Origin of the sequence: Streptomyces sp. NPDC021212, assembly GCF_044332925.1 — a bacterium.
Classification (GTDB): domain Bacteria; phylum Actinomycetota; class Actinomycetes; order Streptomycetales; family Streptomycetaceae; genus Streptomyces.
Map to the genome: position 1 here is coordinate 1 of NZ_JBIRPZ010000029.1, position 12,622 is coordinate 12,622.

8 protein-coding genes and 1 pseudogene are annotated in these 12,622 nt (G+C 72.1%); 4 read left to right on the forward strand and 5 right to left on the reverse strand.

Translation table 11 applies throughout. The annotated features are described in order from the left end of the window. Window positions 1-408 (forward strand): annotated as a pseudogene (gene aspA / locus ACH4SI_RS41285) (aspartate ammonia-lyase); the annotation flags it as partial. On the opposite strand, the gene ACH4SI_RS41290 reads toward aspA, so the two are convergent. Together ACH4SI_RS41290 and ACH4SI_RS41295 are read right to left on the reverse strand one after the other, a co-directional pair. After that, on the reverse strand, window positions 405-1,721 hold the full coding sequence (locus ACH4SI_RS41290) for a GAF domain-containing protein (protein WP_398305961.1): 1,317 nt from the start codon (window positions 1,719-1,721) through the stop codon (window positions 405-407). The pseudogene aspA and the gene ACH4SI_RS41290 sit on opposite strands and share 4 nt — an antisense overlap. A 166-nt stretch (window positions 1,722-1,887) precedes the next feature. Continuing rightward, window positions 1,888-4,347: a SpoIIE family protein phosphatase gene (locus ACH4SI_RS41295; RefSeq protein ID WP_398305964.1), complete on the reverse strand. Its 2,460-nt coding sequence runs from the start codon at window positions 4,345-4,347 to the stop codon at window positions 1,888-1,890. Window positions 4,348-4,695: 348 nt separating this feature from the next. On the opposite strand from ACH4SI_RS41295, the gene ACH4SI_RS41300 reads away from it, so the two are divergent. Beyond that, window positions 4,696-7,044, forward strand: a complete 2,349-nt coding sequence (locus ACH4SI_RS41300) for a molybdopterin-dependent oxidoreductase (RefSeq protein ID WP_398305967.1) — start codon at window positions 4,696-4,698, stop codon at window positions 7,042-7,044. A 54-nt stretch (window positions 7,045-7,098) separates the two neighbouring features. On the opposite strand, the gene ACH4SI_RS41305 is transcribed toward ACH4SI_RS41300, so the two are convergent. Next, window positions 7,099-8,409, reverse strand: a complete 1,311-nt coding sequence (locus ACH4SI_RS41305) for an MFS transporter (RefSeq protein ID WP_398305970.1) — start codon at window positions 8,407-8,409, stop codon at window positions 7,099-7,101. 487 nt (window positions 8,410-8,896) lie between these two features. Between ACH4SI_RS41305 and ACH4SI_RS41310 the strand changes: the two genes are divergently transcribed. Continuing rightward, window positions 8,897-10,366, forward strand: coding sequence for an amino acid permease (locus tag ACH4SI_RS41310; protein WP_398305973.1), 1,470 nt, complete (start codon window positions 8,897-8,899; stop codon window positions 10,364-10,366). A gap of 55 nt (window positions 10,367-10,421) precedes the next feature. After that, entirely contained in the window at window positions 10,422-12,038 is a 1,617-nt protein-coding gene (locus tag ACH4SI_RS41315) for a GMC oxidoreductase (RefSeq protein ID WP_398305976.1), read from the forward strand. Window positions 12,039-12,113: 75 nt separating this feature from the next. On the opposite strand, the gene ACH4SI_RS41320 is transcribed toward ACH4SI_RS41315, so the two are convergent. Further along, complete coding sequence (locus ACH4SI_RS41320) at window positions 12,114-12,341, reverse strand: DUF5133 domain-containing protein (protein WP_398305979.1); 228 nt, start codon at window positions 12,339-12,341, stop codon at window positions 12,114-12,116. Window positions 12,342-12,446: 105 nt separating this feature from the next. Continuing rightward, complete coding sequence (locus ACH4SI_RS41325) at window positions 12,447-12,593, reverse strand: hypothetical protein (protein WP_398306106.1); 147 nt, start codon at window positions 12,591-12,593, stop codon at window positions 12,447-12,449. Between the last annotated feature and the right edge of the window lie 29 nt (window positions 12,594-12,622).

The following is a 12,622-nucleotide window of genomic DNA, read 5'->3' on the forward strand; positions in this document are numbered from 1 at the left end:
ATCCCCGAGGTCGTCAACCAGGTGGCGTTCGAGGTGATCGGCAACGACGTGGCCATCACCATGGCCGCCGAGGCCGGGCAGCTCCAGCTGAACGCCTTCGAGCCCATCATCCTGCACTCCCTCTCGGAGAGCGTCACCCACCTGCGCGCCGCCTGCCTGGTGCTGGCCGACCGGTGCGTCGCGGGCATCACCGCCAACACCGAGAACCTGCGCGCCACCGTCGAGAACTCCATCGGCCTGGTCACCGCCCTCAACCCGTACATCGGCTACAGCGCGGCCACCAGCATCGCCAAGGAGGCCCTGGCAACCGGGCGCGGCGTCGCCGAACTCGTGCTGGAGAAGGGGCTGCTGCCCGCCGAACGCCTCGCCGAGGTGCTCAGCCCGGAGGAGGTCGCGGGCACGCGCTAGAAGACGGACTCCGTCCGCAGGCGGGCGACCGCCGGGGCCACGCTGAACGGCAGGAGATCCTGCCGGCGGTCCGGCCTCCGCACCTCGACGCGGATCCGGTCCGCGAACCGGTAGGGGCGGTGCGCGAGCACCGCCCCGAGCCGTCCGCGCAGCCGGGACAACGCCGCCCGCACCGTGACCGTCCGCGTCGGATCGCCGAACAGGTCGTGGGCGAGCTGCGCCGCGGTGCGCCCCTCGGGGTGCGCGGCGAGCACCAGCAGCAGTTCGGCGTGGCGGGCGGTGAGCCCGTGCGTCCAGGTGCCGGAGGGGCCCGAGAAGGTCAGCGACCAGTGGTGCGGGTGGCGTACGTCCAGCACCAGGTGACCCGGCCCGGCGGGCGCCGCCGGGTCGCCGTCCTCGCCGTCGAGCACCCGCAGCAGATGGCCGCCGGGCAGCGGTTCCACCGCGCAGGTGCCGAGCGAGGGCAGCCAGACCGGCCCGTACGGCGCCTCCCGCGCCGCCTTCGGCAGCGGCAGCCGGACGTCCTGCGGGCTGATGCCGGTGACGGCGGCGACCCAGCCGTGCCGGTCCACCACCGCGGCCTTGCCCGGGATGCGGGCCAGGACGGGCGCGGCGAGGGCGCGCAGCGCGTCCAGTTCGCGGCTGTGGGTCAGCCGCAGTTCGCCCTCGGCCCACCGGGCGGTGGCCGTCACCAGGGAGAGCACGGTGGGATGTGCGGTGGGGGCCGGGCCGCTGATGTCGATGACGCCGAGCAGCTGTCCGTCCCGGGGGTCCCGTACCGGCGCGGCGGCGCAGCTCCAGGTGTGGAAGGCGCGGACGAAGTGCTCGGCGGAATGCACCCGCACGGGCGCCCGGACCGCGAGCGCGGTGCCGATCCCGCTGGTCCCGGCCGTCTCCTCGGCCCAGTGCGCACCCTCGGTGAGGGCGATGCCCTCCGCGTGCCGGCGGACGCCGCGGTGGCCGTCGATCCAGAGCACCCGGCCGTCGGCATCCGCGATGATCATGATGTGACCGGCCGCCTCCGCCGCCTCCAGCAGCCCGCTGTGCAGGGTGGGCAGCACGTCTGCCAGCCGGGTCGCCTGCCGGCGCCGCTCCAGTTCGTCCAGGCTCAGCAGCCCCCGGTCATGGCCGCGGTCCGGGTCCAGGCCCAGCCGCAGCATCCGGTCCCAGGACTGGCCGATCACCGGGCGCGCGGGCAGCGGGAGCCTGCCGCCGCTCAGCGCGGCGTCCCGCATGACCGCCATCAGCCGGGCCGACTCGGCGGGGCTCAGCGCGGCCAGGGAGTCGCCCGGGCGCGCGGCTTCAGTTCGCATGGATTGCGGCCTTTCGTTCCGCCGCGGGCGCCGCGCCGACCGGCAGCGGCGTCCGCCTGACGCCGAATGCCATGGTGCAGCCTCAAGCCCGTATCGAACAGGGCCTCTTGCCGCCGATTGTAGTGAAGCCGGAGGCAGGGCACGGACCCGAGGCGTGCGGGCGGGGTCAGCCGTCGCCGGGGGACAGGGACTGCTCCGCCCAGATCGTCTTGCCGCTGCTGGTCTGCCGGGTGCCCCAGCTCTGGGTCAGCTGAGCCACCAGCAGAAGCCCCCGGCCGCCCTCGTCGAAGGTGCGGGCCCGGCGCAGATGCGGGGCGGTGCCGCTGCCGTCGGACACCTCGCAGATCAGGGTGCGGTCGTGGATCAGCCGCAGCTGGATGGGCGCCTTGGCGTGCCGGATGGCGTTGGTGATCAGCTCGCTCACCACCAGCTCGGTGGTGAACACGGCCTCGTCCAGACCCCACGCCTCCAGCTGCGCCGAGACGTCCCGGCGGGCCCGCGCCACCATGCAGGGGTCGGCCGGCAGATCCCAGGTGGCCACGTGATCGGCGTCCAGGGCCCGGGTGCGGGCGAGCAGCAGCGCCACGTCGTCCTCCGGGCGGCTGGGCAGCATCTTGCTGAGCACGACGTCACAGACGGCGTCCAGCGACTCCGCCGGCTGGGCCAGCGCGGAGCGCAGCGTGTCCAGCGCCCGGTCGACGTCCTGGTCGCGGGACTCGATCAGCCCGTCCGTGTAGAGGGCGAGCAGACTGCCCTCCGCCAGCTCCACCTCGACCGTCTCGAACGGCAGGCTGCCAAGGCCCAGGGGCGGGCCGCCGGGCAGGTCGAGCAGCTCGACCGAGCAGTCGGGGGACACCACCGCGGGCGGCGGATGCCCCGCCCGGGCGATCGAACAGCGCCGGGACACCGGGTCGTAGACCGCGTACAGGCAGGTGGCGCCGATGTCCCCGCTGGTGGCCCCCGTACTCGTCGGGCCCTGGGCGCTCTCCGCCTCCGCCGACAGATGGTTGACCATGTCGTCGAGGTGGGTCAGCAGCTCATCGGGGGCCAGATCGACATCGGCGAGGGTACGGACCGCCGTGCGCAGCCGCCCCATGGTCGCCGACGCCTGCACCCCGTGGCCGACCACATCGCCCACCACCAGCGCGACCCGCGCCCCGGACAGCGGGATCACATCGAACCAGTCGCCGCCCACCCCGGCCTGCGGGCCCGCGGGCAGATAGCGGGAGGCGACCTCGACGGCCGCGCTGCGCGGCAGGGTCCGCGGCAGCAGGCTGCGCTGCAGGGCCAGCGCGGTGTTCCGCTCCCGGGTGTAGCGGCGGGCGTTGTCGATGCAGACCGCCGCCCGCGCCGTCATCTCCTCGGCGAGCAGGAGATCGTCCTCCTCGAACGGCTCCGGGCGCTGGTGCCGGGAGAACGTCGCCACGCCGAGGGTGGTGCCGCGGGCGCGCAACGGGATGGCCATCGTGGAGTGGAAGCCGAACTGGTGGATCGACGCGGCCCGGTCAGGGGCCTCGGCCGCCCACCGGGCCACCGCCGGGTCCGTCACCCGGTTCAGCAGCCCCCGCTCCAGCTTCAGGCACTCGGCGGCGGGGGAGAAGTCGGGGTACGCGGCCACCTTCCCGACCTCCACCACGGCCTCCGGGGTGCCCGCGAAGACCGACCGGGCGGCGACCCGCAGCAGCATGACATGGCCGCTGAGGGGACCCGGGCGCGGTTCGCTGCCGCCGTGCACCGAGGGCAGCAGATCGACGGTGACGAAGTCGGCCAGCTCCGGGACCGCCACGTCGGCCAGCTCCTGCGTGGTCCGGTCGACGTCGAGGGTGGAGCCGATCCGGGTGCTCGCCTCGTTGAGCAACACCAACCGCTGACGGGTGGTGTGCTGCGGGGTCCGGTCGTGCGCGGACAGCATCACGGCCGCCACCCGGCCGTCGCTGTCCAGCAGCGGGGCCAGCGAGGTCGACCAGGCGACCGGACGCTCGTACCCGGGCATCCGCAGGAACAGCTCGATGTACTGCTCCTCGCCGGTCTCCAGCACCCGGAGCATCCGCTCCTCGGTCTCCTCCGCCTCGGGCCCGGGGGTGATCTCCGTGATCCGCAGCCCGCGGATCTCCTCCTGGGCGAGGCCCAGCACCCGCTCCATGTCCTGGTTGGCCCACCGCAGCCGCAGCCCGGTGTCGTACACCGCCATCGTGCACGGTCCCTGGGTGAAGCAGCGCCTCAGCAACTCCTCGTCCGCCAGCGGCCGTTCCGGCCGGGGCAGCGGGGAGACGACCAGCCATGCGGCGGTGTCGCCGGGCGCGGTGACGCGGTGCGCCAGCAGTCCGGCCGTCACCCGGGAGCCGTCGCGGTGCAGCAGCGCCACCCGTCCGCGGAACCGGTCGGGCGGATTCAGGGCGCGCAAGGTTTCGGCCATCGACCGCGGATCCGTCTGGTCGGCGAGCAGAACGGCCGCCGCTCTCCCCACGATCTCCTCGGGCCGGTATCCGAGCAGCCCTTCGGCCCCCTCGTTCCACTGGGTGACGATGCCGTGCTCGTCGACAGTGGCCCTGGCTGTGGACGCCTCGTCGATGAGGTCGTCCGACCGGACTGGCTGCTCGTGCGGCGGCGTGTCCGGTCGCGTCATGTGGTCATCTCACCCTTGCCCTCGGACTTCCGCCATGGGCAGGTGACGGCCTCCACCGCCGCGGCCCTGGCGGGGAGTGAACCCATTTGGTCGCGCGTTCAAGTATGCCATCGGTGGCCGAATATCGGCATACGCGGAACGGGATCGACGATAACGCTCGGCAGTCGATGTGCTACCCCTCCTCCCTGATCCCTTCCGCGCGGAGGCATCCCGCACGGACCCCTTCCGATGGGCCGACCGGCTGATGCCGGGCGGCCAGCGTAGGGCCTCGGACCTGCCGATGGGGAGTGAGCGGGGCAAAGAGAGGAACTGAAGGAAGGAGAGACCGACGAAAGGCGAGACCACCGCATGAGCAGGGCAGCGAGCAACGGAGCCGACGACACGGCCCACGACGGCGACGGAACGGGACCGTACCCGGACGCCAACCCCCACGCCCACCCCCACAGCTCGCACTGGGGAGCCTTCGACGCCGCCGTCCGCCCCGACGGCAGTCTCGACGTCACCCCCGATCCCCGCGACCCCCACCCCGCCGCGCTGCTGCGCAACGTGCCCGCCGCGCTCGGCCCCCGCGACCGGGTACTCACCCCCCACGTCCGCCGCGGCTGGCTGGAACACGGCCCAGGACCCGACCCGGCCCGCGGCACCGACGGCCATGTGCCCGTCCCCTGGGACGAGGTGATCCCGCTGCTGGCCCGCGAATTCGACCGGGTCCGCACCGCCCACGGAAACCGGGCGATCTTCGGCGGGTCGTACGGCTGGGGCAGCGCGGGCCGCTTCCACCACGCGCAGAGCCAGATCCACCGGTTCCTCAACTGCCTCGGCGGCTACACCCGCTCCGTCAACACCTACAGCCTCGGCGCCGCCACCACGCTGCTGCGCCACGTGGTGGGCGACGACGCCCCGATCAGCAACCCCACCCCGCTGTCCGTGCTGGCCGAGAACACCGGCCTCTTCCTCTGCTTCGGCGGGATGCCTGCCAAGAACACACAGGTCAACGCGGGGGGAATCAGCCGCCACCGGGCCCCGGGACTGCTGCGCGCGGCCCGCGAACGGGGCGCCCACTTCATCCTGGTGAGCCCCCTGCGCGACGACCTCGCCGACGAGCTGGACGCCGAGTGGCTGGCCCCCGTCCCGGGCACCGACACCGCGCTGATGCTGGCGCTGTGCCACGTGCTGATCGAGGAGGGCCGGTACGACGCGGACTTCTGCCGCCGCCACTGCGAGGGCTTCGACACCTTCGCCGGCCACGTCCTCGGCCGGGACGGCTCCGCCGCCAAGACCCCGCACTGGGCCGAGGAGATCTGCGGCATCCCGGCCGCCCGGATCGCCACGCTCGCCCGGGAGCTGACCGAACACCGCACCATGATCTCGCTCAGCTGGTCGCTCCAGCGCGCCCACCGCGGCGAGCAGCCGCTGTGGGCGGGCATCGCGCTGGCCTGCCTGCTCGGCCAGATCGGGCTGCCGGGCGGCGGGTTCGGCCACGGATACGGCGCCACCGGCGGCACCGGCGCCGGGACGCTCCCGTACAAGCTGCCCACCCTGGACCAGGGCACCAACCCGGTCCCCGACTTCATCCCCGTCGCCCGGATCGCCGATCTGCTGCTGCACCCGGGCGAGGAGTTCGACTACGACGGCGGGCGCCACACCTACCCCGACATCCGGCTCGTCCACTGGGCCGGCGGCAACCCCTTCCACCACCACCAGGACCTCGGCCGGCTGCGCCGGGCCTTCGCCCGCCCGGACACGGTCGTGGTCCACGAGCCGCACTGGACGGCCACCGCCCGCCACGCCGACATCGTGCTGCCCGCCACCACCACCCTGGAGCGCGACGACATCGGCGGCGCCAAACAGGACACCGCGCTCATCGCCATGCACCGCGTCGCCGACCCGGTCGGCGAGGCCCGCGACGACTACCGGATCCTCAGCGACCTGGCCGGCGAACTCGGCATCGGCCACGCCTTCACCCAGGGCCGCGACGCGAACGGCTGGCTGGAACACCTCTACGAGAGCTGGCGCCAGGGCCTGCCGCCGGAGTACGCGCCCGAGGAGGACTTCAAGTCCTTCTGGCGCGCGGGCCGCATCCCGCTGCGGGCCCTGCGTGAACAGCGCACCCTGTACGCCGGGTTCCGCGCCGACCCCGACGCCGCCGCGCTGCCCACGCCGAGCGGCCGCATCGAGCTGTACTCGGCCACCATCGCCTCCTACGGCTACGACGACTGCCCCGGCCACCCGTCGTGGCTGCCACCGGAGCCGGCCGAGCCGGGTGCGTACCCCCTGCACCTGATCGCCAACAACCCGCCCACTCGCCTGCACAGCCAGCTCGACCAGGGGGAACTCAGCGCCTCCTCCAAGGTCCGCGGCCGCGAACCGGTCCGGATGCACCCCGACGACGCCGCGGCGCGCGGCGTACGCGACGGCGACGTGGTGCGCATCCGCAGCACCGTGGGCAGCTGCCTGGCCGGGGCCGTGCTCAGCGACGCGGTGCGGCCCGGCGTTGTCCAACTCTCCACCGGCGCCTGGTTCGACCCCTCCGCCCCCGAGGTGGCCACCTGCGTCCACGGCAACCCCAACGCGGTGACCCGCGACACCGGCACCTCCCGGCTCGCCCAGGGCTGCACCGGCCAGCTTGCCCGGGTCGAGGTCGAACGGTACGACGGACCGCTGCCCGCCGTGCGTGCCCACGGCCTGTCACATTGAGGTGGAGCGACGGCTGTTGCTCGCGAACCGATAAAAATAATGTGCCAAGCGACACTATCTGTCCACAACGCTCAGCCCGCCGCTGCGCACCGGCCTCGCCTGGTACGCGTCCGGCAGGTCGCGGCGCCGCCGCATCGGACCCAGCGCCAGGATCAGCCAGCAGGACGCCACCAGCCCGGTCATGATCCACATGGCGGGGCGCAGCCCGAGGGCGTCGCCGAGGAGTCCGCCGAGCAGCGAACCGAGGGGAATGGTGCTGTGGTTGAGCATCATCGTCGTCGCGACCACCCGGCCCAGCAGCTCGGGCGGGCAGTACCGCTGCCGGAAGCTGCCCAGCACCACGTTGCACACCGCGACGCCCGTCCCGACCATGAACGCCCCGCCCGCGAAGAGCAGCAGCCCGGCGCCGGGCTTGGCCAGGGGCATCAGGAGCGCGAACGGGCTGGTGACCGCCTGCAGGACGAGCATTCCGCGGGCGGACCCGAAGCGGCGGCCGGCGGCCGTGGCCAGCAGGGCGCCGAGGACACCGCCGAGACTGCCGGCCATGATCAGGGCGCCGACCGTCGCTTCGGACACGCCCACCGTGCGGACTAGGAACACGATCTGCACCGCCTGATATCCCATCAGCGCCATGTTGAGCACGGCCCCGTACGTCACCATCGGCCGCAGATAGGGGTCGTGGCGGACGAAGCGCAGTCCCTCGCCGATCCGCCGACGCAGCGTGGCCGTCGCGTCGGGGGCCGCCGGAGCCGGTTCCCGGGCCCGGATCATCAGCAGGCACACCGCCGAGACCACGAAGGTCATGGCGTCGATCAGCAGCCCGGCGACCGCGCCGAACGCCTGGGCGATCAGCCCGGCCGTTCCGCGGCCGACCACGCGCGTACCGGCCTCGCTGCCCTGGAGCTTGGCGTTCCCCTCCAGCAGATCGCGCTCGTCCAGCACCGCGGGAATGTACGCGTGGTACGCGGTGTCGAAGAACACCGCCGACACCCCGCACATCACCGCCACCACGAGCAGCTGGGCCAGCGTCAGCACATCGCACCAGGCCGCCACCGGGACACTCACATACAGCGCCGCCGACACGAGATCGCAGGCGATCAGCAGCGGCCGCCGCCGGACCCGGTCCACCCAGGCCCCCGCCGGCAGCCCGATCACCAGCCACGGCAGCCACACCGCGGCGGCGAGCAGCCCGACGGCGAAGGTGCCGGCCCGCAGCTCCACCACCGCCACCAGGGGCAGCGCCACGGTGGTGATGCTGGCGCCCAGCCCGCTGGTGGTCTCGCCCAGCCAGAGCAGCCGGAAGTCCCGTTGTCTCAGCACCCCGGGACGCCGTCCGGCCCCCGGGGAATCACTCGACGTGTTCATGCCCCCTTGATACGAGCCCGGACAGGTCCTGTCACCGGGGTGAAGCCGGGGCATACGGGGATCCTCCGGCGCTGCGTCAGGCCGTGGACGATGTCCCCGCTCTTCTCATGTCCCGCGCCACCCCGGGCCTCGTGATCGATGATGAAGGGCCCGTACATCCTTCGATGTATAAGACGGTCGGGCGCGCGCCACTCTCGATGGGTGCCGTTCCTCGGGGGAGACGGACTCGCTTTGTTACATCTGTATGAAAGCGAGGGGGGTGATGCGTGACGTCTGTCGATGGCCGGGGTGTGGTGTGACACCTAGATTCCACTGAACCGCAACCCGCCCCACACCCGCCTTCACCGGGCTTCGGTCCTGCTCGGGGCCCCTTTTCGTGTCACCGATCGGGGACACGGATCACCGCCGGTGACGCCCCTCGCGCGCGCCCACATGCGTCGCGTTCGTGCGTGCCGGTTCCCGCCGTCATGAAAGACGAGGAACGATCATGAGCGCCCAGAAGCCGATCACCACGGACGCCCGCGCCCCCGGTGGCGCCGAGTCGCCACCGGGCGGGTCCCCGCCCGGTGGCACCGGATCCGGCAGCGGCCTCCAGGCCGGGCTGAAGAACCGCCATCTGTCGATGATCGCCATCGGCGGAGTGATCGGGGCCGGGCTGTTCGTCGGCTCCGGTGCGGGGATCGCCGCGGCGGGGCCCGCCATTCTGCTCTCGTACGCCCTGGTGGGCACCCTGGTCGTGCTGGTGATGCGGATGCTCGGCGAGATGGCCGCCGCCGACCCGGTCTCCGGTTCGTTCTCGTCGTACGCGGACCGGGCGCTCGGCCGCTGGGCGGGGTTCACGATCGGCTGGCTGTACTGGTTCTTCTGGGTCGTGGTGCTGGCGGTGGAGGCCACCGCCGGGGCCGCCATCCTCACCGGTTGGGTGCCCGCGGTACCGCAGTGGGCGTGGGCGCTCATCGTGATGGTGGTGCTGACCGCGACGAACCTGTTCTCCGTGGGCTCCTACGGGGAGTTCGAGTTCTGGTTCGCGGGCATCAAGGTGGTCGCGATCGCGGTGTTCATCGTGGTCGGCGGGCTGGCGGTGTTCGGGCTGCTGCCGGGCTCCTCCGGCGGCGCGGTCGGCACCGCGAATCTCACCGGGCACGGCGGTTTCCTGCCGAATGGGCCCGGTGCCGTGCTCACCGGTGTGCTGATGGTCGTGTTCTCGTTCATGGGCAGTGAGATCGTCACGCTCGCGGCGGCGGAGTCCGCCAATCCGCGCAAGGCGGTCGCCCGCGCCACCAACAGTGTGATCTGGCGGATCGCGGTCTTCTACCTCGGGTCGATCGCCATCGTGGTGACCCTGCTGCCGTGGAATTCCCCCGAGGTGAAGGCGAGCCCGTACGTGGCCGTGCTGGACCACATCGGCATCGCGCACGCCGGTCAGCTGATGGACGTGATCGTGCTGACCGCCGTGCTCTCCTGTCTCAACTCCGGCCTTTACACCGCCTCCCGCATGGCGTTCTCGCTCGGCGGGCGCGGGGACGCGCCGAAGTCCTTCAGCCGCACCACCGAACGCGGTGTGCCGGCCACGGCGATCCTCGCCTCGGTCGTCTTCGGATTCATCGCGGTCTTCTTCAACTACGCCTACCCCGACACCGTGTTCCAGTTCCTGCTGAACTCCTCGGGTGCGGTGGCGCTCCTCGTCTGGCTGGTGATCTGCTTCTCCCAGCTGCGGATGCGCCGCACCCTGGAGCGCGAGTCCCCGGAGCGGCTGACGGTGAAGATGTGGGCGTACCCGTATCTGACCTGGGTCACCATCGGGATGATCGTCTTCGTGGTCGGCTACATGTTCACCGATCCGACCGGCCGTGAGCAGATGGTGTTGTCGCTGCTCGCCGCGGCCATCGTGCTCGGTGTCGCCCTGGTGCGCGAAGTACGGCGCAAGGGGTCCGAAAAGGATCTGGCGCAGCGGTAAAAGACCATGTGCACGCAGGATGGGCGGAGTGGCTCATTCCGCCCATGATGCGGCCATGGAAGTAAAACTGACGCGTCGTCACTTTCTGGGGCTGGCGGCCCTCCAGACGGCCGCCGCCCTCGGACTCACCAGAATCGGCCTCAACCCGGCAGCCGCCGCCCAGAGCGCCACCTACGCCCCCGCCCTCGTCATCGGATCCGGCTACGGCGCGGCGGTCGCCGCGCTCCGGCTGGGCGAGGCGGGCATCCGCACCCTCGTCATCGAGATGGGCAGGCTGTGGGAGGCGCCGGGCGGCACCGGATCGGTGTTCTGCTCGATGACCGCCCCCGACCAGCGCTCCATGTGGTTCAAGCGCAGGACCGAGGCGCCCCTGTCCACGTTCCTGTGGCTGGACGTCATCAACAAGGACATCACCCCCTACCCCGGTGTGCTGGACCGCGTACGGCACCCGAACATGTCCGTGTACGTCGGGCGCGGGGTCGGCGGCGGATCGCTGGTCAACGGCGGTATCGCGGTCACCCCGCCCCGCGCGTACTTCGAGGAGGTGCTGCCGGGCGTCGACGCGGACGCGATGTACGGCACGTACTTCCCGCGCGCCAACCGCATGCTCGGCACCGCCACCATCCCCTCCGACTGGTTCGAGGCCACGGAGTGGTACCAGTACGCCCGGGTCGCCCGCGCCCAGGCGAACGCGGCCGGGCTCAAGACCGTCTTCGTGCCCAGCGTCTACGACTTCGACTACATGCGGCGCGAGGCCGCCGGGACCGCCACCAGATCCGCGCTCGCCCAGGAGGTCATCTACGGCAACAACCACGGCAAACGCAGCCTCGACAAGACCTATCTCGCCGCCGCCCTCGGCACCGGGAACGTCACCATCCACACGCTCAGCCGCGCCCGGGCGGTGCGGCGGGCCGCCGACGGCGGTTACGTCGTCACCGTCGACCGCATCGACACCACCGGCGCGGTCACCGCGACGGACGAGATCGCCTGTGGCGCCCTCTTCCTCGGCGCGGGCAGCCTGGGTACGACCGAACTCCTGCTGCGCGCCCGCGAGACCGGCACGCTGCCCGGTCTGAACGCGGAGGTCGGCCGTGGCTGGGGCGGCAACGGCAACGTGATGCTGGGCCGCGCCAACCACGTCTGGAACCCCACCGGGGCCCATCAGTCCACGATCCCGGTGACGGCCATCGACGACTGGTCCAACGCGGCCACCCCGGTCTTCGCGGAGATCGCCCCGCTGCCGGCCGGGACCGAGACCTGGGCCAGCCTCTACCTGGCGATCACCAAGAACCCCGAGCGCGGCACCTTCACGTACGACGCCGCCAAGGACTCCGCCGTACTGAACTGGACCGCCGCCCAGAGCGCCCCGGCCATCGCCGCCGCGAAGTCCCTCTTCGACCGGGTCAACGCGGCCAACGTCACCATCTACCGCTACGACCTCTTCGGCGACACCCGCGCCTTCGCCGGCGACTTCTGCTACCACCCGCTGGGCGGCTGCGTACTGGGCCGCGCCACGGACGCGTACGGCCGGGTGGCCGGTTACCAGCGGCTCTATGTGACGGATGGATCCCTCATCCCGGGCTCCATCGGCGTCAATCCCTTCGTGACGATCACGGCCCTGGCGGAACGCACCATGGCCCGTGTCCTCCCCGAGGACGACGTGGGCCGCTAGCGGCGGATCCCACGCGACGCCGGGACGCCCCGTACCGCGCCCCGGCGCACCACCTCACACCTCATGTGCCCGGCGTCATGTGCTCAGCAGGGAGTCGTCCTGGACGCGGGCACCGGGGAGTTGATGGCGGGCGGCGACCAGGGCGGTGTCCACGTCCCGGGTCCCGGTGGCGACGCACAGGGTGTAGGCGATGTCGTCCATGCGCTGCCGTACCTCCGGGCTGCCCACGTCGGCGTGCAGGGCGTGCAGGGTCTCGTACTGCTCGATGAGATTGCGCAACACGGCGGGGTGGGCCATCAGCATGGGGGCTCTCCTCGGGTGATGAGACTGCCGGACATTCGGCTGGTCGGGCATCCGTGTACCCGGCATGTGAGGTCCCATGCACGGCGATCGGATGGGTGGCGCGGCTCAGGTGTCCGCGGGGGTGACGGAGCCGAGCGTGATGGTCATCTCGGCCAGGACCACGCCCGCCACCGCGGTGGAGATCGAGGTGCCGATGGACCGCATCAGGGTGTTGAGGCTGTTGGCCGCGGCGGTGGGGAGCCGTTGCGTCAAGCCTCCCGGCGGCGCGGCTTCGACCGCGT